At 65.2% G+C, this 21,031-nt stretch carries 10 protein-coding genes and 1 other RNA gene; 1 reads left to right on the top strand and 10 read right to left on the bottom strand.

Annotated elements, in window-relative coordinates:
* Nucleotides 1–41 precede the first annotated feature (41 nt).
* The 9 genes from AC1KVG_RS10115 to AC1KVG_RS10075 form a co-directional block, all read right to left on the bottom strand.
* Entirely contained in the window at nt 42–1,883 is a 1,842-nt protein-coding gene (locus AC1KVG_RS10115; RefSeq protein ID WP_481094312.1) for a glycoside hydrolase family 35 protein, read from the bottom strand.
* Between the two features lie 49 nt (nt 1,884–1,932).
* Nucleotides 1,933–4,278, bottom strand: coding sequence for a GH92 family glycosyl hydrolase (locus AC1KVG_RS10110; RefSeq protein WP_481094311.1), 2,346 nt, complete (start codon nt 4,276–4,278; stop codon nt 1,933–1,935).
* 115 nt (nt 4,279–4,393) lie between these two features.
* Nucleotides 4,394–5,857 carry a glycoside hydrolase family 125 protein gene (locus AC1KVG_RS10105; RefSeq protein WP_481094310.1) on the bottom strand — a complete coding sequence of 488 codons (1,464 nt, stop codon included), beginning with the start codon at nt 5,855–5,857 and terminating at the stop codon, nt 4,394–4,396.
* Between the two features lie 203 nt (nt 5,858–6,060).
* Entirely contained in the window at nt 6,061–7,485 is a 1,425-nt protein-coding gene (locus AC1KVG_RS10100) for a 6-phospho-beta-glucosidase (protein WP_481094309.1), read from the bottom strand.
* On the bottom strand, nt 7,482–8,399 hold the full coding sequence (locus tag AC1KVG_RS10095) for a carbohydrate kinase family protein (protein ID WP_481094388.1): 918 nt from the start codon (nt 8,397–8,399) through the stop codon (nt 7,482–7,484). Before AC1KVG_RS10095 ends, AC1KVG_RS10100 begins: the two co-directional genes overlap by 4 nt.
* Nucleotides 8,400–8,404: 5 nt before the next feature.
* Entirely contained in the window at nt 8,405–9,772 is a 1,368-nt protein-coding gene (locus AC1KVG_RS10090) for an APC family permease (protein ID WP_481094308.1), read from the bottom strand.
* The gene (locus tag AC1KVG_RS10085; RefSeq protein ID WP_481094307.1) at nt 9,766–11,679 is read right to left on the bottom strand and encodes a beta-galactosidase; all 1,914 of its coding nucleotides are present in this window, start codon (nt 11,677–11,679) and stop codon (nt 9,766–9,768) included. The genes AC1KVG_RS10090 and AC1KVG_RS10085 overlap by 7 nt, the downstream gene beginning before the upstream one ends.
* A 62-nt stretch (nt 11,680–11,741) precedes the next feature.
* A complete protein-coding gene (locus AC1KVG_RS10080) occupies nt 11,742–14,630 on the bottom strand; it encodes a TonB-dependent receptor (RefSeq protein WP_481094387.1) in 2,889 nt (962 codons plus the stop codon).
* Nucleotides 14,631–15,372: 742 nt separating this feature from the next.
* Nucleotides 15,373–18,036 carry a glycoside hydrolase family 3 C-terminal domain-containing protein gene (locus tag AC1KVG_RS10075; protein WP_481094306.1) on the bottom strand — a complete coding sequence of 888 codons (2,664 nt, stop codon included), beginning with the start codon at nt 18,034–18,036 and terminating at the stop codon, nt 15,373–15,375.
* Between the two features lie 151 nt (nt 18,037–18,187).
* Here AC1KVG_RS10075 and AC1KVG_RS10070 point away from each other — a divergent pair.
* Nucleotides 18,188–18,264: non-coding RNA, sX9 sRNA (locus AC1KVG_RS10070), on the top strand.
* A 70-nt stretch (nt 18,265–18,334) separates the two neighbouring features.
* On the opposite strand, the gene AC1KVG_RS10065 is transcribed toward AC1KVG_RS10070, so the two are convergent.
* Nucleotides 18,335–21,016 (bottom strand): beta-mannosidase, encoded by a 2,682-nt coding sequence (locus tag AC1KVG_RS10065; protein WP_481094305.1) that lies wholly within the window; start codon nt 21,014–21,016, stop codon nt 18,335–18,337.
* Nucleotides 21,017–21,031: the final 15 nt, after the last annotated feature.

Raw genomic sequence — 21,031 nt, 5'->3', positions numbered from 1 at the left:
GCGCCCGCCTCACGGCCGCAAAGTAGTGTGGAGAGCTGCTCTTATTCCTTCGGCGTAATCCACACCTGCTGCTGCAGCCCGCGCACGCTGGGCTTGGCGGTGCTGTCCAGATCGAACACCACCACGGCATTGTCGCCCTTGCGCTGGAACGGGGCCGGGAAATACAGCGCACGTTGCGCGCCGATGTTCCAGTGGCGGCCCAGGTTGACGCCGTTGGCCCATGTCACGCCCTTGCCGAAGGCGCGCATGTCCAGATAGGTATCGGTGGGTGTGCCGATGCGCAGGGTGCCGCGATGGAAGGCCGGGCCGTCGACGTGATTGCGGGTCCAGCCGCGCAGGCTGTCGGGCGAGCGCATCGGTAGCGGGAAGGCCTGCCAGCCGGTCAGTTGCCGGTTGTCCAGCAGCACCGGGTCGACCAGGCCGGCGCGGCCGTCGGCCATGCGCGGGCCGTAGTTGATGCGGCCGCTGTTTTCCACCAGCACATCGAGCGTGTGTTCGCCGGCCGGAATATCCACGTTGGTGGAGACCTGCTGCAGGCGACGTTCGACGCTGCCGACCGGCTTCTTGTCCAGATACACGCGCGCCACATCGCGCACCTCGCCCAGGTACAGCGCGCCCTTGCGCGGGCCGGTGACGGTGGTGCGGTAGAGGATGTAGCCGTAATCCTGGCCGAAGTGCTCCATCGGCTGCGGGGTGTCGATGGCGATCGGCGCGGGCAGGTTGTCCCACAGCGAGGCCGATTCGCGCAGTTGGGTTTCCGGCAGGGCGGCGATGGCGATCGGCGCCGGCAATGCAGGCGGTTGCACGCCGGTGACGCGGGTGATGGCATCGCGCATCAATGCGAACTTGGGCGTGGGGCGACCGGCCTCGTCGAGGATGGCGTCGTAGTCGTAGCTGGTGGTTTGCGGGGCGTAATGGTCGCTGGGATTGCCCTGGAAATTGGCACCATTCATGAAGCCGAAACTGGTGCCGCCGATGAACATGTAGAGATTGGCCGAATGGCCCTGGCGCAGGATCCACTCCAGTTCTTCGGTCTGTTGCTTGGCATCGGTGCTGGCGTGCGGCTTGCCCCAGTGATCGAACCAGCCTGCCCAGTATTCGCCGACCATGCGCGGTTGGTCGGGGCGGAACTTGATCAGTTTGTCGAAGGCGCTCTTGGCTTCGCCTGGCGCAAAATTCACTACCGCCAAGGTATCCGGCAAGGTGCCGTTGGCGAGCATGTCGGCGCCGTCGGAAGTAAACAGCAGCGCGTCGTCGAAACCAGCCTTGACGTACATGGCGCGGTTGTCGACCATATAGGCATGGTCGTCGTCGTAGGAGCCGTATTCGTTCTCGACCTGCACGGCGATGATCGGCCCGCCGTTGTGGTTGAGCAGCGGATGCACCTGTTTGGACACGGCATCCAGATAGGCCTGGCTGGCAGCGAGAAAGCGCGGGTCGCGGCTGCGCACGCGGATATTGTCCTTGCCGAACAACCACGCGGGGTAGCCGCCGGCTTCCCACTCGGCGCAGGTGTAGGGGCCGGGGCGCAGGATCACGTTGAGGCCTTGCGCGGCGGCTTCGCGCACGAATGCGGCCACATCGTTGTTGCCGGCAAAATCGAACTGACCTTGTTGCGGTTCGACCAGATTCCAGAACACGTAGGTCTCCACCGTGTTCAAGCCCAGTGCGCGTGCCTTCTGCAGGCGGTCCTTCCAGTATTCGTGCGGAATGCGCTGGAAATGGATGGCGCCGGAGAGAATCTGATACGGCTTGCCGTCGCGCACGAACTGCGTGCCTTGGGTGCCGAAGCTGGGCCAGGTGTCGGTAGTAGCGGCAATCGCGGTGACGGGAAGTGCGAACGCGAGGGCCAGAACGAGCGGTGCAAGGGTGGTGCGCAACATGGGAAATTCTCGGCGGTGACGAGTGACTTGTAACGAGTAAGAACGAGCATCAACCAAACGAAGGCGGCAGATCTTCCTTGTTCGCACCGAAGGACGGATTCGGCTTGGCACCCATGGTGAATTCCAGCGTGCCGCCAGCAGCCAGATCGGCATGGCGCATCCAGCTGCGGTTGATCGGTTTGCCGTTCCAGGTCAGCGATTGCACGTATACGTTTTGCGCGCTGCTGTTGTTGGCCACGATGCGCAAGGTGCGGCCGTTGCCGACATCCAGTTCTGCGCGCTTGAACAGCGGGCTGCCGAGGATGTAGTTGCCGCTGACCGGATCCACCGCATACAACCCCAGCGCACTGAGCACGAACCATGCGCTCATCTGACCGCAGTCTTCATTGCCGGACAGGCCATTGCGCGCGTCGTGGTATTGCTCGCGCAGCAGCCGGCGCACCATCGCCTGGGTCTTGTACGGTTGGCCGGCGTAGGCGAACAGATACGCCACGTGATGGCTGGGTTCGTTGCCGTGCGCGTACTGGCCGACCAGACCGTCGATATCCGGCGGTGCATCGGCAGGCAGTTCGGAGCTGGTGGAAAACAGTTCGTCGAGTTTGGCGACGAAGCCGTCGCGGCCGCCGTACAGGTCCATGTAGCCGTACAGGTCGTGCTGGTTGAGGAAGGTGGCCTGCCAGGCATTGGATTCGGTGAAATCGCGCCATTGGGTGAGGTGGCCCATGCCGCGCGGGTCGAACGGTGTGGCCCAGCTGCCGTCTTCCAGCCGCGCCTGCACGAAGCCACTGTCGCGATTGAACACGTGGCGGTAGTTACGCGAGCGCTCGCGCAGTGCGCGTGCATCGTCGGGGGCACCGGCGGCCTGCGCCAGATGTGCACAGGCCCAGTCGTCGTAGGCGTATTCCAGCGTGCGGCTGACCGCTTCGTCCACCTTGTCGGCGGGGATGTAACCGAGCTTGCGGTAGTACGCCAGGCCGTGGGTGGTGTCGTCCATCGCGCGCTTGCGGTACGCCGGCCAGGCGGCTTTGTAGTCGATGCCGGTGAAGCCCTTGGCATGCGCTTCGGCCAGCACCACCGCCGAGTGGTAGCCGATCATGCAGCCGGTTTCCACGCCTTGTAGCGGCCAGATGCCCACGCCGTCCGGGCATTCGTTGGCGCCGCGCACCAGGCATTGCACCAGGTCCGGCACGCGCTCGGGCTGCACCAGGGTGAGCAGCGGGTGCGCGGCGCGGTAGGTGTCCCACAGCGAGTAGGTGCTGTAGTTGTGATAGCACTTGGGCGCGGTGTGGATCTGCAGATCCATGCCGCGGTAACGGCCATCCACGTCGCTGAAGAGCGTGGGTGCGAGCAGGCTGTGATACAGGCCGGTGTAGAAGATGCGGCGTTGCGCGTCGTCGTCGCTGTCGATACGGACGCGTGCGAGTTCCTTTTCCCAGGCGGCTACGGCTTGCGCGTGCACGCGTGCGAAGTCGAAGTCCGGCAGTTCGGCGTCCAGGTTGGCCAGCGCGTTGTCGGCGCTCACCGCCGAGATGCCGACCTTGATCAGCAGCGGCGCGTCTGCTGCATCCGGGTAATGCAGTGCGGCCTTGAGATGCAAGCCATCGGCGCTGCGCGTGCCTGCGGCCAGCGGCTGGTCTTCGTTGTACAGCTGCACGTGTTTGAACGGCCGTGACAGGCGCATGGCGAAATAGATGTAGCGGCCCTGCGCCCATTGATAGACGCGCCGGCCACCGGTGAGGGTGCGTTCGTCCACCACGCGCAGCTGTGCGTCGGTGATGCGGGTGGGGATGCCGGGTTTGTCCTGCATGCCATGGCACAGGTCCAGCAGCACGTGCGCCGGCTTGCCCTTGGGGAAGTGATAGCGATGCAGGCCGGCGCGCGCGGTGGCGGTGAGTTCGGCATGCACGCCGCTGTCCTTGAGCCGCACGCGGTAGTAACCGGGGGATGCGGCTTCATCGGCATGGTCGTAGCGCGAGCGGTAGCCGCTGTCCGGTGCGTCGAGCGCGCCGGGCACCAGCTTCACCTCGCCGGTGGCGGGCACCAGCAGGAAATCCAGCATGTCGCCGATGCCGGTGCCGGACAGATGCGTGTGCGAGAAGCCCATGATCGAGCCGTCGGACTCGTGATAGCCGGAGCACGAATCCCACACGGCGTTGTAGGTGTCCGGGCTCAGTTGCACCATGCCGAACGGCAGCGTCGCGCCGGGGAAGGTGTGGCCATGGCCCCCTGTGCCGATGAAGACATCGACGTGACGGGTGAGGTCGGCGCGGGTGCGCGCATCGGCCGGCAGTGCGTAGTTGCCGGCGCGTGCGCGGGCGAGGCCGGTTGCCAGAGCACCGCTACCGAACAGTGCCGCTGCGATGGCGCCTTGGAGAAAACCGCGTCGTGTTGCCATGTGGTGTGGTCTCTGATGTCACGAGGTGGGTGCGCCGTACCCTCATCCGCCCTTCGGGCACCTTCTCCCGGCGGGAGAAGGGAAGCGTCGAACGCTGTGCCCTTCCGGTGGGGAATCAGGCGCTGCGCAGCAGCTGTGGTTTGCGTTGGTGCAGGTCGATGATCAGTTCGCCGAACAAGGTGTTGGCCCAGGCGAACCAGTCGCGGGTGAAGGTGCTCGGGTTGTCCTTGTCGAAGGCTTCGTGCATGAAGCCGGTGCCGGCATGGGTGGTTTTCAGCCACTGCAGGCACTGGCGCAGTTGTGCGTCGTCGTCGCTGACCAGCGCGTACTGGATGATCGACATCGGCCAGATCGTGCCCATGCCGCTGTGCGGGCTGCCGACGCCTTCGGCTGCAGTGCCGCGCGAGAAATACGGGTTGCGTTCGCTCCAGGCCAGCTGGCGGGTGCGCAGGAACACCGGGTCGGCGCGGTCGCAGCAGCCCAGGTAGGCCAGGCTGAGCAGGCCGGGGGCGTTGGCGTCGTCGATGAACAGCTGGTTGCCGTAACCGTCCACTTCGAATGCCCAGTACGCCTGCCCATCGGCGTCGCGTTGCTGACCAAACTTGCGTGTCGCCGCTTCCACTTCATCGGCCAGTGCGGTGCAGTCGGCGGCAAACTCGGTATCGCGGTGCAAGGCCGTGCTCATCGTCGCCAGCTGACGCAGCGAGGCCACCGCGAACAGGTTGGCCGGCACGAACAGCGGATACACGCAGGCATCGTCGGAGGGGCGGAACATCGAGTGGATCATGCCGTTGGGTTTGGTCGGCTGGCCGTAGCCTTCCAGCACCAGGGTTTCGGTCGCCAGCGGCGAGGGCCGCTGGAACACGTACGGGCCGCGATTCTCTTTGCGCTGCTGCTCGCGGAAGGTCTTGACCACCACGTGCATCGCCGCGCGCCAGTCGTCGTCGAACGGGGAGGCATCGCCGGTGGCGCGCCAGTATTCGTGCGCGATGCGGATCGGGTAGCACAGCGAATCGATTTCCCATTTGCGCTCGCCCACACCGGGCTTCATCTCGGTGATGTCGTTGAGCGACCACTTCAGGCGCTGGGTCTGGCCATCGGGCAGAAATGCATTGGCATACGGGTCGAGCCGGATGCACGCGGCCTGGCGCTGGATCAGGCCATGGAACATGCGCCGCAAGGCGGGGTCGCGCCTGGCCAGCGGCACATACGGGTGCACCTGCGCGGAGGAGTCGCGCAGCCACATCGCGTGGATGTCGCCGGTGATGACGAAGGTGTCCGGCTTGCCGTTGCGGGTGCCGGTTTCCACCGTGGTGTCTAGCGTGTTGGGGTAGCAGTTTTCGAACAGCCAGGCCAATTCCGGGTCTGCGATGCGCGACTTGATCTGCACGATCTGCTGCTCGACCGCCTTGCTGACGAAGCGGCGCTGCGCCTTGGGCGGGCGCTTGCTGACGAAGTTGCCGGCGGCCGTGGAGGTACCGGCGGCGGGCGCGGCGGCGAAGGCGGGCAGTGCGCCGGCCAGCAGGCCGGCGCCCGCGCTGGCGCCCAGCAACTGAAGGATGTCGCGGCGGGTGTGCATGACCTGGAGGCTCCTTGGATTCTGCAAGCGGTCTGCACAGCGGCACCTCCGCATCAGCGGCGTTGCGCGCCGGACCGACGATGAGACCTATGCAGGACCAATTCCCGATGACCATACAACGTGTGCGCCGAATGTGCATAGTGCGTTCGCACAATTCGGCGCCGTATGCGTGGGTTGCGGCCAACAGCCGACACGGCTCCCCATCAACCAGCCGCATGCGCACGCCAATGCGCCGGCCCCGCGCAGTGGCCATCGTCGTGCTCATGCCCGAACAGCTCATCCAGCATGCGTCGCGACGGGCTCCACTCGCCGATCGCCGGGTGGATCAGCATCGCCTTGCAGGCGTCCAGATGGCTGCCGCTGAGCGCTGCCTCGATCGCGGCATGTTCGTAGGCCTTGAACGAGCGCACCAGGCCCTGAACCGCGCTGGGCAGCGGTGCGGCCGGGATCGGCACGATGCGGTCGCGATCGATGTCGGCGGCGATTTCCACGATGTCGTCGTCGGCCAGCTCGGCCATCGCGCCCCGGTTGCGCACGTTGACCACGTGCCGGCTGGGGCGGGCGCCGGTCAGCGCGCTCATCACGTCCACCGCGATGCGGTGATAGCCGGTGCTGGCGCGGAACGGGTCCGGCTGCGGCGCCAGGTCGGGCGCGAACGCCGAGCCGGCCTCGGCCTCCAGCTTCATGTACGAGCCGGAGCGCTGCGCCAGATAGGCCGCATAGGTCTGCACCGCACCGGTGGTGTCGCCGGCGTCCAGGCGGCTGCGCAGGTCGCCGATCAGGCTGCGGTTGAGCCGTTCGATCTCGCCACCGCGGCTGGCGCCGCTGGCGCGCTGGTTGTCCAGGGCGCGGCGGCGTTCGTAAAAGAAATACAGGTACTCGGTGGGGATCAAGCGCAGCGCACGCAGCATGTCGAAGTCGAACAACGGCGCCAGATAGAGCTGACGCAGGATGGCGTCGTCGGCCAGCACGCGGTCGATGATGTCTACCCCGCGCAGGCGCACCGCGCGGATCCAGCCCAGGTGGTTGAGGCCGACGTACTCGCATTCCACATCGGCGGCCGGCTCGCCGAGTGCGCGCGCGATGTTGTGGAACAGCTCCACCGGCGTGTCGCAGATGCCGACCACGCGTGCGCGGGTGTGGGCGCTGATGGCCTGTGTGATCAGCCCGGCCGGATTGGTGAAGCTGACCAGCCAGGCGTCCGGACTCAGGCGCTCGATCATGCGCGCCTGTTCGATCGCCACCGGCACCGTGCGCAGCGCCTTGGCCACGCCGCCGGGGCCGGTGGTTTCCTGGCCGGAATAACCGTGGCCGATGATGGTTTTCTCGTCGGAGGCGCGCTGGGCGATGCCGCCGACGCGGATACTGTTGAGCACGAAATGCGCGCCTTCGATCGCCGCTTCCAGCGATGGCGCGGCGTGCACCTGCAGCGCGCCACCGGACTCGGCGACGATGGCGCGGCCCATCGCCACCATCAGCGCCAGGCGCTCCTGGTCGGGGTCGTACAGCACGATCTCGCGCGCGCCCAGCGCTTCGGCGGCTTCGTTGACGCCGTACACCACCAACGGTGTGCGCACGCCGCCGCCGCCGATCAGGGTCAGTTTGCGATTGTCGACAGAACTGCTCATGGAACGTCCTCGTGTGTGGGGGGAGAGAGTTGGAAGAGACCGTCCAGCGCGCCGAGCGCGCTGCAGCACGCCGCGCCGCTACGGCAGCCTTGTTGCGCGCAGGCATCCAGCGGCTGGCCGTGCATGTACGCGGCGATGAAGCCGGCATCGAAGGCGTCGCCGGCGCCGGTGGTGTCGCGCACCTGCACGGCGGGGGCGGCGATCAGGCGCGCGCCTGCGTCATCGACGACCATCGCGCCGGCGGCGCCGAGCTTGATCACCGTCTGGCGCAGGCCGAGCGCGCGTGCCCAGGCCAGGCACGCATCGGTGCCGTCGCCGCAGCCCATCAGCGCGGCTTCTTTCTGGTTGGGCAGGAACCAGGTCACCGCACGGCAGGTGGCGTGGTTAGCCGGATCGGTGAGCCATGCCGAGCTGAAGCCGACGTCCAGCGAGGTGGTGCAGCCGGCACGTGCCAACAGCGGCAATAACGTGGCTGCCAATGCGGCCGGCAACGGCATCGCAAAGTGCACATGCGTGGCCGCCGACATCGCGGCGATGCAGTCCTCGCGCAGCAGCAACGCGCTCAACTCGGCGTTGGCGCCGATATAGGTGAAGAACGAACGATCATCATGCAGCGACACGCTGGTGGTCACGCCAGTGCCGGCAGTCGAGTCGATCAAACCATCGGCCGAGACACCGAACTCGCCCAAACGCTGTTCGAACAACCCGCGGTCCTGCGCACCGATCGCGCCGATCACGCGCACATTGCAACCCAGCTGCGCCAACGCGCAGGCGGTGATGATGGTGCCGCCGCCCAGTTCTCGCTTGTAATGGCGGGCAAGCGCTTCTTCGCCCGGTGCCGGCCAGCGTTCGAAGCCGCTGAAGATATGGTCCAGATAGACTTCGCCGACCACCACGAGTTGCGCGGTGTTCATTGTGTTCATTGCAGCTGGAACGGCCATGCGCGCTGCCTCCGTGCCTGGATCAGATACAAGGCGCTGCCCACGCACAGTGCCACCACGGCGGCGAGCAGGCGTCGCCCCGGGCTGGTCGCCAGCAGATACAGCCAGCCGAACACGCTGATCAACAGCGGCCACGGATACAGCGGCATCGCAAAGGCCCGCCGACGTCGCTTGCGGCGTAACAGCACCACCGCCAGGCATTGCGCCAGAAACTGGAACAGGATCTGGATGATCATCAAGGTGGCGATCAGATCGTCCAGCGACAGCAGACAGGCCAGCGCCGAGGTCGCACCGACGAACAGCAGCGACACGGTGGGAAACCCGCCGCGCGGATGCAGCCTTGCAAACACGCCGAAGAACTGCCCGGCCGCCGCGGCTGCATACGGCACCCGCGAATAACCCAACTGCACCACCAGCGCCGAGCCCCAACTGGCGACGACGATCAGCGCCACCGCCACGGTGCTGCCGATGGGCCCGTAGATGGCCTGCATGAAGTCGGCCATCACCGCTTTGGATTGCGCTGCCTGCTGCCAGGGCAGTACACCGAGCAAGGTGATGTTGAGGCCCAGATACAGCAGCGCCACGATCGGGATCGAGATCAGCACCGCGCGTGGAATCGTGCGCCGCGGCTTGCGGATTTCCCCACCCAGCATGCACACGTTGTTGTAGCCGCCGTAGTCGTAGACCGCGATCAACGCCACCGCACCGAAGCCCAACCAGAATCCATGCGGCGACGCGGGGCGCGCGTGCAAGAACGCCGATGCAATGCCGAAATCGAAATGCAGCACGCCGCTGAGAATGATCCACACGCAGGCGCCGATCACCACCGCACTGACCAGCAGCGACAGCACTTGCACCGAGCGCACCTTGCGATACAGCAGCAGCGTGTTGAACGCGCACAGCGCCATCGCGATCGCGGTGAGCTGGGTATGGCCCAGCCCCGGCATCAGGAACGCCAGGTATTGCACGCAGCCCACCGCCGCAGAACCCACTGACAGCGGTGCGGTCAGCAGGGTCTGCCACAGATACAGAAAGCCGAACAAGCGCCCCCAACGTTCGCGGCCGTAGGCCTCGCGCAGATAGTGATACGGCCCGCCCGAGCGCGGAATTGCCGCGCCCAGTTCGGCCCACACCAGGCCATCGCACAGACACAGCAGCGCGCCGGCGACCCACCCCGCCAACACCATCGGCCCGGCCAGTGCCGACAACGCCAGCGGGATTGTGATGAACGGCCCGATGCCGATCATGTTGAGCAGGTTGGCCGACAGCGCACTCCAGAAACCGAGCGTGCGCGGTGGTGCCGATGCCTGTGGATTCGCAGACAACATGGTGGGTGCGGTCAGCATGCGTGGCGCTCTGCATGTGCGACTGCCGCTGCGTTGGTGGCAATGCGTGTCGATGTCAGCCCGTCTGCGCAGTGAATCGCGGTGGGTTGCCGCTGATGCAGATCCAGCACCAGCACTGCGTTGTTGCCTTGCTTCAGCCACGCGCTCGGGCAGAACAGACACTGCTGCGGGCCGATCTCCCAGTAACGCCCGAGCAGGCGTCCGTTGACCCACAGATAGCCTTTGCGCCACTGGCTCATGTCGATGTAGATGTCGCCGACTGTTTCCAGCGCGATGTCGGCCGCGAAGAACAGGCCGGGCCGTGTGGGTGGTGCCTGCAGCGGGCGTAGCGTGGGTGCGTTGTCGCCATCCAGCGGCAAGCCATGTACCTGCCAGTCGCGCAGCTCCTTGCCATCGAGCCGCACCGGGCCGAGCAATCCCTTGGCATCGCCCAGGGCCGGGCCGAAATTGATATGCCCGAAGGTGTCGACCAGCACCTCCAGCGTCCGCTCATTGGATGCAGCGCTTGGAAGTGGCAGCTTTGGCGTGCTGTTGAGGCGCGCATGTTGCACGCGCGAGACATGCCCGATTTCGTCACCATTGAGGTGCACCGTCGCGTAGTCGTGCACCTTGCCAAGATCCAGCTGCGTGCCGGCCGCGATGCGGCGCCGGTACACCACCAGCCCCAGGTTCTGCTTGAGCAGGGTCTGGTTGTCGGTGGGCCGCTCGGTGTGTACGGGGCCGACACTCAAGTTATCCCAGAGTGCGGCGACCGGGCGTGCAAGGACCGATGCAAAGCGCGTGCGCGCTGGTGCGTCCGGGATCGCTGGCAGCGCAGTGCTGCTGTGCTGGGCGATGATCTTGCGCAGCGCCATGTACGCAGGCGTGGCGCGTCCGCCTTCGTCGATCGGTGCGCTGTAGTCGTAGCTGGTCAGTGCGGGCTGGAAGTGAGAGCCGTCGTCTTCGGCATTGGCACCGGCGCTCAAACCGAAATTGCTGCCGCCGTGCACCACGTAGAGATTGAACGAGTAACCGACGGCCATCAGCTGTTGCAGCATCGGCGCGTAATCGCGCTGCGCGAACGCGTCTTCGCCCCAGTGTGTCAGCCAACCGGGATAACCTTCGGCCACCCACACCGGTGCATCGCCTGCGATCTGTTTTGCTTCCTGCAGTTCAGCCAGATCGGCGCCATCCAGTCCCAGCGCGGCGTCGGGCAGATAGGCCTTGCGCCGGCGCAGATCCTTCATGCCTTCGGCCAATGAGAACGGACCATAGATACCGTGCGTACGCCACAGTGCGGCCAGCGCCTGCAGATAGCCCACATCGCTGCCCTGCATGCTGTATTCGTTCTCGATCTGCAGCATCAACACCGGTCCGCCGGCACTGGCCATCAGCGGTGCGATGCGTGGCGCCACCGCGGCGATATATCGCTTTACTGCTGCCATGTAGCGCGCATCGCTGGCATCGCGCAGGCGCATGCCCGGCTCGCGCAACAGATACGGCGGCAGCCCGCCCAGCGTCCACTCGGCACACACATACGGGCCGGGCCGCAGATACACCCAAAGCCCTTCCTGCCGGCACAGCCGGATGAAGGCAACGAAATCGCCTTCGCCGGTGTCGAAATCGAACTGCCCCGGCTCGCGTTCGTAGGCATTCCACATCAGGTACAGCGCGATGGTGTTCAAGCCCATTGCCTTGGCCATGCGGATGCGCTGCAGCCAGTCCGCACGGGCAATGCGCAGCGGATGCATTTCGCCGCTACGGAGTTGCCACGGCTGCTGATCCAGCACGAACTGACCATGCTCGAATCCGAATGCGTGCGGGCGGCCATCCGGCAGCGGCGCATGCAGCGACGACAGCACCGCCGGCGCGGCCGCCAGACCGAACGGTGCGAGCAGGCCGAACGTACACAGGCTTCTGCGTTTCATCGTCTCTCCAACCAGGGTGAGCAACTGTCGAACTGCACTGCAGTGCGCAGTGCGGCCTGCTGCTAGAACGCGTACTTGACCGTGAACAACGCAGTACTGCCGGCATCGACGATGTCGGAGATCGCCAGATTGTTGCGGCCCACATGCGCCCAGTAGCTGTATTCCTTGGTCAGGTTGGAGATCGACAGATCCATGCTCACGCCGTTGTCGAAGCGGTAGCCGGTGTGCAGGTCGACGCGCCGAGTCGGGCGCGCCCACAGGTCGTTCCACGGTGCGCCTTCATGCAGGAAGTCGTAGCCCAGCAGGTACGAGCTGCTGAAGTGGTAGCTCAGGTTCAACGAGAAGCCGTTGTGCTCGTAGAACAACTCCAGGTTGGCCATCGCAGACGGCGCCGATTGCATGTGCTCATTGTCGAAGCCATCCAGCCCCAGGTCTGCGCGCGCATGCTGGCGGGTGGCGTTGGCGCTCACGCCGAGGCCGTCGAAGGGCGCGGGCAGATCCTGAAATTTCTGCCGCGCGCTGAGTTCCACACCGTAGATCTTGCCGTCGCCGCCATTGGTGGGCATGTGGTACAGCACCGTGCCGCTGCCGGTAGTGTTGCCGTTGGCCTGGGCCGAGCCGGCATCGTAGATGTAGTTGCGCAACTGCTTGTAGAAGCCGGCCAGCGAAAAGAAGCCGCCGCGCTCGGTGGACCACTCACCGGACAGATCCAGGTTGGTGGATTCGATCGGCTTCAGATCGGGGTTGCCTTGCGTGATCGTGGTAACGCCGTTGGAGATGTCGATCTGGCTGCCGCCGCCCAGTTGCACGAAGGCCGGCCGGGTGTAGCTGGTCCACAGCGAGGCGCGATACGCGGTGCGCAGATCCGGCCGCCAGGTCAGGAACACGCTGGGAAGCGGTTCGTTATACGAGGTGCTGTTGTGATCGAAGTAGCCGACGATCTCGTTGCCGTCTGCATCCACCGGACTCACCCAAAAGGTGTTGTCGATGGCAGTGTGCTCGAAGCGCACGCCGGGCACGATATCCAGGTTGCCCATGGTGAAGGTGGCAGTGGCATAGGCCGCGCTGACGGCCTCGGTGCCGCGCATGGTGTTGCAGTTGTAGTTGTTGACGTAGAACGTGCTACCGCAGGTATCAAGATCGTCGTCGGTGAGGTGTTGGGCGATCACGCCGGCCACTGCGGCTTCGCTTACGCGCGGCGTGTTCCAGTTGTACTTGCCGGGAAAGATCGACGCATAGGTGCCGGTGAAGATGCCCAGATCGCCCAGCGTGGTGTTGCCGTCCACGCCGCCGGTATACCAGTCGCGATTGGTGTAGCGGCGGCTGCTCTTGCTGTACTTCACCCCGAACTGCACTGACCGCAGCGCGCCATCTTCGAAGTCGTAGCGGGTGTCGAAACGCGCACCGCCTTTTTTCTGGCCGGAGTAGATCTTGGTCTGCTCGCCATAGCTGCTGGCAAACAACGCCGGGATGTTGTTGACCTGCGACAGCAGTGCGGGCGTGAGCTGCGGATACGGGAATGCACCGCCGCCATAGCGCACGAAGCTGTTACCGGAATAGGCGTAGTTGTCCTGGGTGAACTTGTCTTCGCGCCCGTCGATTTCCACATGGTCGGGACGGTCGTTGTTACCGAAGCTGTAGAACAGGTTAGGCATGAAGGTCCAACCGCCTGCGGTCTTTTTTGCGCCGATCTGGAAGGTGGCCAGGTCGGCGATTTCCGGGTTGGTCTCGTACCAGAAGCGTGAAGCGATGCGGCCGATGTTCGGTGTAAACACGCCCGGCGTACCGGTCGGCACGTAGCTCACATCCTGCGGCAGCAACTGTACGAAGGTGGTGCCTTGCTCGGTCTTGGCATAGGCGTAGGTCATGCGCGCGTACAGCGACAGGCTGTCGTCCACATACCAGTCGAACGAGGCATTGCCGCCGTAGCGGCGCTCCCAACCGGCGGCGATGCCCACATTCATGCCGGTACTGGTGAGGTTGTGCTGCGGATCGAAACCGGCGGCGTTGCGGCCATCGGCATCGGTGTTCAAATATTCCCACGAGCCGTCGTTGAGCGCGCTGGTGGCGGGGGCCACTTCGCTGTTGGTTGTGGTGCGGTAGTCGTAATACGCGCTGGCATACACGCCAAACTGTTGCGCATCGCCGAACTTGTGCTGGAACTCGCCGCCGAAGCCGCCGCCCAGGCCGTCGCCGCCGTAATCGCGCGCACGGCTTTCCACCCGGCCGCTGCCGGTGATGCTGCCGCTGGTGGTGTCCTTGTAGTCGTAGGCGGTGGGCGTGCGGAAATCCAGCGTGCCGCCGATCGCATCGCCGTCCATGTCGGCAGTGGAGGTCTTGTTGGCGACGATGGTCTGCAGGCCGCTTGGCGGCAACAGGCTGAGCTGCACGCTGCGGCTGTACGGCATGCCTTGCGCCACGGTGACGCCGTCGATCATGTTGACGTTGTATTCGGACGGCAGCCCGCGCACCGAGGCAAACATGCCTTCGCCCCGCGCTGCGCCGTCGATACCGCCGAAGTACCCCGAGCCGGTGCTGGTGATGTTGATGCCGGCGATCAGGCCCAGCGCTTCGGCCACGTTGTGCACGGCGGTGCGTTGCAGGTCGTTGGCCGACAGCACGTCCACCGTGTTGGCAGCGTTGATCTTCAGGTCGCTGGCGTCGTAGCGATTGCTCACCACGCTGACTGCCTTGAGTTGCTTGACCTCCTCCAACGCGATGGCCACCGAGGCGGTGCCGCTGTCGCCGACCTGCACGCTGGTTTCGGCTGCGCTGAAGCCTGGGTAGTCCAGATTCAGTGCGTACTGCCCGGCAGGCACATCGCGGATGACGAAGTGCCCGCGCGCATCGGCGACCGCGCTGTAGGCGGTACCGACGATGCGCACCTTCGCATTGGCTGCGGGTTTGCCGCTACTGCTTTCTTTCAGGTCTCCCTCCACGGTGCCGGCCATTGCGGCCGCGGCCGAGGCCATGCCGGTCACGGTCAGGATTGCCACGATCCATTGCTTGCCGTTCGTACGCTCACGCTTTTCCACGTGCCACCTCGCCAGATGCTGGGCAACGTTGCCGACGGCAACGCCCTCCGATGCCTTGCTCTAGGGCAGACGGTCTGCACGGCTGTATGCGCGCACGGCATTGCACAGCACGCGATCAACGCGTGTGCGAGTTGCCGAACGGGATTGGCGCCGGAGCGTCTGCCAGCTTGGACAGCTATGCAGGCGTCAGTGGCGAGGCGGGGAGTACCCAGCGATGCACTTGGAGCGCGAGCGCATCGCGCTCAATTTGTAATGCTTGGTCATGACGGCTGCACCAGCGTGACGGCAGCGTGGCATGCGTGAGTGCGATGCACTGCAAGAGCTGCAACACGCAAGCGCTGGTCGATACGACGATGCTGCATCCAACCATCTCCCAGTGCAGGTGCTGCGTGGAAACGCTGTTGCCATCAAGGTACGTCGAGCGCATCGCCGATGGCGCGTGTTGCTGACTGCGGTCAGTGATAGACCTCGTTTTCGCGTCTGTCAAGCAGGTGTGAAGTGTGTGCGGAGATCATCGTATTGCCTGCGGATAGATCACCAATTCGACAGCGCGCAGGCGCAATACCAGCGTTTTGCGATGCACCGCAACACGCGTGTGTAACGCAACAGGCGCCAGCCATGACAGCCGACGCCTGTTGATGTGCTGCAGTCGAACTTCTTACTTCGGCAACGGCGAACGGCCCGAAATCGAAAACGCCGCCGCTTCACCAACCGCGCCGGTCCCCGGCTGGCCACCACCGACAAACAGCGTGTAATCGCCGGCTTCCACCGCACGCTGTCCCGTGCGATCCACATCGCTCAGGGCGCGCGCATCCAGGGTGAAGGTGAGCGTGCGCTGCTCACCTGGTTTTAGATGCACGCGTTGAAAGCCGACCAGGCTGCGCAAGGGAGATTGCGGGCGATCCGGATACTGCAGATACACCTGCGCCACTTCATCGCCGGCGCGCGTGCCGGTGTTGCGCACGGTGGTGGTCACCTGCAAGGTGCTGCCGGCTTGCAGCGTTGTGGTGGAGAGCTGCGGCGCGCCGTAGGCAAAGCTGGTGTAACTCAAGCCGTAGCCGAACGGAAACAGCGGCTCGCCCTTGAAGTAGCGATAGGTGCGGCCCTTCATGTCGTAGCTGACGTACGGCGGCAGGTCCTTGGTGGAGCGATAGAACGTCACCGGCAAGCGCCCGCCGGGGTTATCGTCGCCGGCCAGCATGCGCGCAATGGCGGTGCCGCCGGATTGCCCCGGGTACCACGCCGCCACGATCGCGTCGGCATGCGTCTTGGTCCAGTTCAAGGCCACCGCGCTGCCGCTCATCAGCACCACCACCAGCGGCTTGCCGGAGGCCTTGGCGCGCTCGAGCAGCGCCTGTTGCGGCGCGGGCAGGGCGATGTCGTTGCGGTCGCCGCCGTCGAAGCCGGGCACGTCGATACGCAATTCTTCGCCTTCCACATCCGGCGACAGGCCGACGAAGGCCACCACCGCATCGGCCTGCGCCACCGCCTGTTCGGCCTCGGCCAACTGCGCGGCCGCCGGTGCCAGCCACTCCAGGCGCACGCCCTGATCCTGGCCGCGGTGTTCCATTTCCAGCCGGATCTTGCGCGGGCGGGTGTCTTCGAAATGCAGCACGGTTTCCACGCTGCGGCCATCGGCGTTATGCATGCCGGCCGGCACGTGCTTGTCTTCGGCGTTGCCGGCGACCACCAGCTTGTCGTCGATGTACAGGCGCACCGGATCGTGGCCGGCGCAGTCGAAACAGCGCGCCACCCGTACCGCCAAGGTGTAGTCGCCAGCGCTCGGCGGCAGCAACTCGCCGCTCCAGCGCACTGCGTAACGATCGGCCGGCACGCCCTTGGCCGGGCTGACCTGGTCCCAGTTGAAGCTGATGGCGCGGTCCTGTCGCACTACGCGCGCCGCACCTTCCATGTCCACATTGTCGAAATACTCGCCACGCAATCCCGGCTTGTCATCGCTGCGCAGCGCGGTTTCCGGAATCATGCCGGGCACGCCCGCCGCCAGCGGTGCACCTTGTGCGTAACTCACCTGCTGCACGCCGAAGCGCTGGCGCAGGCCGAGCAACGGGGTGACCGGCGTGGACGAGGTGCCTTGATAATTTGCTTCCAATGCCGCCAACGCATCGGCATTCGGGCCGATCACCGCCAGCCGCGCGCCGGCTTTCAACGGCAGGGTGTTGGCGTCGTTCTTGAGCAACACGATCGATTCGGCGGCCGCTTTCAGCGCCAGCGCACGGTTGGTGGCGTTGTCGATGTCCTTGGCGCCGAGCTTTGCATACGGATCCTTGCGCGGCGCTTCCAGTTCGCCCAGGCGATAGCGCGCGGCAAACAGGCGCACCAGCGATTGGTCGAGCAAGGCTTCGTCCACTTCGCCGCGTTCGATCGCCGTGCCGAGTTCGCGATAGGCATGCCCGCAATTGAGATCGTGACCTGCCTTGAGCGATGCAGCCGACGAGCCGGCGTTGTCGGGGCGGAAGTAATGGAACTGGGTCATGTCGTCCACCGCATCGCAGTCGGACACCACAAAGCCCTTGAAGCCCCAATCGCCACGCACGCGGCCGTTGAGCAACCAATCGGCCGCGCAGGCCGGTGTGCCGTGCAGCGAGTTGTACGCACACATCACCGAGCCGGCCTGGCCGTCGATCAATGCAGCGCGGAAGGCGGGTGTATAGGTCGCTTCCACATCGCGCGGCGACACATCCACATCAAAGCTGTGCCGGCCCGGTTCCGGCCCGCTGTGCACGGCGATGTGCTTGGGCGTAGCGATGGTGCGCGGGTGATCGAGATTGTCGCCCTGCAGCCCGCGAATGAAGCCGACTGCGAGCTGCCCGGTGAGGAAGGGATCCTCGCCATAGGTTTCCATGCCGCGGCCCCAACGCGGGTCGCGGAAGATGTTGATGTTGGGCGACCAGATGGTCAGGCCCGCATAACGCTTGTGGTCCTTGCCCGGGCCGCCGGCCTGATTGAACTTGGCGCGCGCCTCGGTGGAGACCACCGTGCCTACCTGTTGCATCAGCTGCGTATTCCAGCTGGCGGCCAGGCCGATCGCCTGCGGAAACACCGTGGCGTAGCCATTACGCGCAATGCCGTGCAGGCCCTCGCTCCACCATTCGTAGGCGGGGATGCCCAGGCGTGGAATCGCCGGTGCATCGTTCATCGCCTGCGCGACTTTTTCCTCTCGGCTCATCTGCGCCACCAAAGCGGCGGCGCGTTGCTCCGGCGCTTCATTTGTGGACTTTGCGGCGAATGCAGGCACGCCGATCAGCGGCAGGCCCAGACTCAGCGCGACCGCCAGGCGGCATGGAAACACTGACAACGACATCTGCTCACTCCTGCGCAACGGCACTGGCCGCCACGCGTTGTTCTTGGGTTGCCCGCAGTGACACTGCGGGCAGCGGTTAGTGACACTAAGAGCGGATAACAAAACCGCTGCGCTCACCGCCAGGCGGATGCGGTCGGTGCTCGGAACCGGCATGTACCACTCGTAGACTCCGGTTCTGAGCGCGTCGCCCGCATCCACCTGACGACCGCTCGCTGCGTTGCGCAAACCGCCGTCTTCGCTGATCGCGCAGCGCCCTTGTGCGAGCGCTGCGCAATCAGCCGACGCCTTTTCCGGCGCCTTACTTCGTCTCGGCCGCCTCCGGCGGTGCACCGGCCAGCGTGCTCGCAAGGTCGCGCACCTGCAGCGTGGACTGCAACTGCGCCAGCGCAGCTTTGCTGCTCACGTGCACGGTCAACGGCTCGCCCGGCAATAGGTCGAAGGCGTTGTCCGACAGCGTGGCATCCACATCGCCGAACGACAGCCACACCTCGCGCGCCAGCGTGGGGCTGGACAGCGTCAGCGCATAGCCATCGCCATCGGCGCGCCACTGGCTGTCGATCTTCGCGCTCGGCAAGGCCACTTGTTTGGCGGGTGCGAAGAACACCACTTCGCGCGACAACAGCGTCTCGCCGTCCAACAATTCGAACACCGCATAGCTGCGCTTAGGATCGGCGCTGCCGAGCAATTGCTTGTCGCTGAAGTTGCCCACCTGCAGGCTGCTCAGCGGCTTGACCGTGGTCTTTTCTTCGCGCTTGCTCAGCAGCTTGCCATCCATGCTCATGACGCGCATGCGCCAGCGTGCGGCCAGCGGGGTGGTGCGGTCGGACACCAGTGACACCTCGGTCTGGCCCTTGTCGTTACGCAGTGCGGCGATCAGTTCCGGCGCGTAGAAGCGGCGGGCGTGGTAGTGCAGCGCCTTCCAGCGGCCATAATAATCCACGCTGGACCACGAGGCACCCGGCCACACATCGTTGAGCTGCCAGTACAACGAGCCCATCGACTGCGGGCGCGAGGCGCGCAGATGCGAGGCGGCCAGGTTGATGCCCTCGGCCTGCATCAGCTGGCTCAGGTAGACGAAGCTCTCGAAGTCCTTGGGCTCGCCGAATTCGCGGCGGATGTACAGCATCAGGCGCTTGTTGCCGTTGCCCTTGTCGAACTTCTGATGCACGCGCATCACCGGCGATTCCGGATCCATGTCGCCGGGTTCGGCGAACGCGCGCACGGTGCGCATATCCGGGAACGACTGCAGTCCGTATTCGGACATGAAGCGCGGGGTGACGTTGAGATATTCTGTGACCGGCAGCGCAGGGCCGCCCCAGACCTTCCAGTAGTGCATGTCGCCGTCGTTGGCCTGATCGGCGGCACCGTCGAAATTGGTGCCCGGCGAGGTGGACCAGTACGGCACGTCGCTATCGTAGGTGGCCACCACTTCGCGGAACACCGTGCCGAACAAGGTGGTCATACCGCGCTCGATGCGGGTGCGTTCTTCCGGATCCACCGACTGCTTGAACTTGACCCTGTCGCCCCAGTTTTCCCAACCGGTCTGCACTTCGTTGTTGCCGCACCAGAGAACAATACTGGGATGGTCGCGCAGCCGTTTGACCTGTTCGATCGCCTCCTGCCGGGTGTTCTCGCGGAACTCCACGTCGTACGGCGGCACCGCGCCACCGAACATGAAGTCCTGCCAGATCATGATGCCCAGCTCGTCGGCCACCTCGTAGAAATGGTCGTCCTGGTAATGCCCGCCGCCCCACATGCGCAGCATGTTCATGTTGGCGTCGCGCGCATCCTGCAACGTGCTGCGCATGCGCTCGTGACTCACGCGCGCGGGGAACGCATCCAGCGGAATCAGGTTGGCGCCCTTGGCGAAGATCGGGATGCCGTTTATCACGATCTCCATGCTCTTGCCGTACTTGTCCTTTTCGCGACGCAACTCCACCGAACGCAGGCCGGTGATGCGCTTGATCTGCTGGCTGTCGCCATCGGCATCGCGCACGCTGGCCACGAAGGTGTAGCGGTCCTGCGCACCGTAGCCGGCCGGAAACCAGCGTTTGGGCTTGGCGATGCGCACCGGCAGATCGATACGGTTCTGGCCCGGGTCGACCACCGCCTGCTGGGTGAACTGGCCGACACTCTTCCCATCCGGCCCAAGCACATCCAGCGTCACCTGCACCGGCCCGCTACGGCCGGCCTGCAGTTCCAGCTGCGCCTGCAGTTGCGCACTGTCGGCGTCCACACGTTGCTGGGCGATATGCAGCCCGTCCACGCGCACGGCATCCCAGGCTTCCACACGCACGTCTTTCCAGATGCCGGCATTGACCATGCGCGGGCCCCAGTCCCAACCGAAGTTGTACGGCGCCTTGCGCACGTAGGTGGAGCTATGCCGCGACTCGGGCTCGTCGCCGAATGCCGAATCGTAGGCACCCGGCAGCGCGTACGGCTGCTTGGCGAGCCACGGCTGGATCTTTTTGATAGGCGAGAACAGCTTGACCTCGAGCACGTTGTCGCCGCGCTTGAGCAGGGATTTCGCATCCACCCGCCACTGCCGGAACATGTTGTCGGCGCTGAGCAGAGGCTTGCCATTGAGGGTGACCTCGGCAAAGGTATCCAGGCCATCGAACACCAGTTCGACATGCTCGCGTTTGAGCGTGGCCGCATCGACGTTGAAGCGGGTCTGGTACTGCCAATCGCTCAGGCCCGCCCACTGGATCTTGCCTTCGTTGTCGCGGTAAAACGGGTCCGGCACGATCTTGGCGGCGATCAGATCGGTCTGCACCGCGCCCGGCACCTGCGCCGGCAACCACGCCGCCGCTTTCGGATAGGTCTTGGCCTGTTCCTGACCCGGCACCAGCCGCACCTGCCAGCCGGTGTCCAGGGTCGTTGCCGTGGGCGGCGCGGCCCAGGCCTGCGAGATGGCGAAGGCCAGGGCAAGCCCGAGACGGGCGGGTGCGGGGACGAAACGATGACGGGACAGGGGCATGGATGACTCTCCTTG

This window comes from Xanthomonas sp. NCPPB 3959, assembly GCF_056675575.1.
The sequence above is the reverse complement of the archived record's forward strand: the minus strand, read 5'-3'. Positions and strand labels throughout refer to the sequence as shown.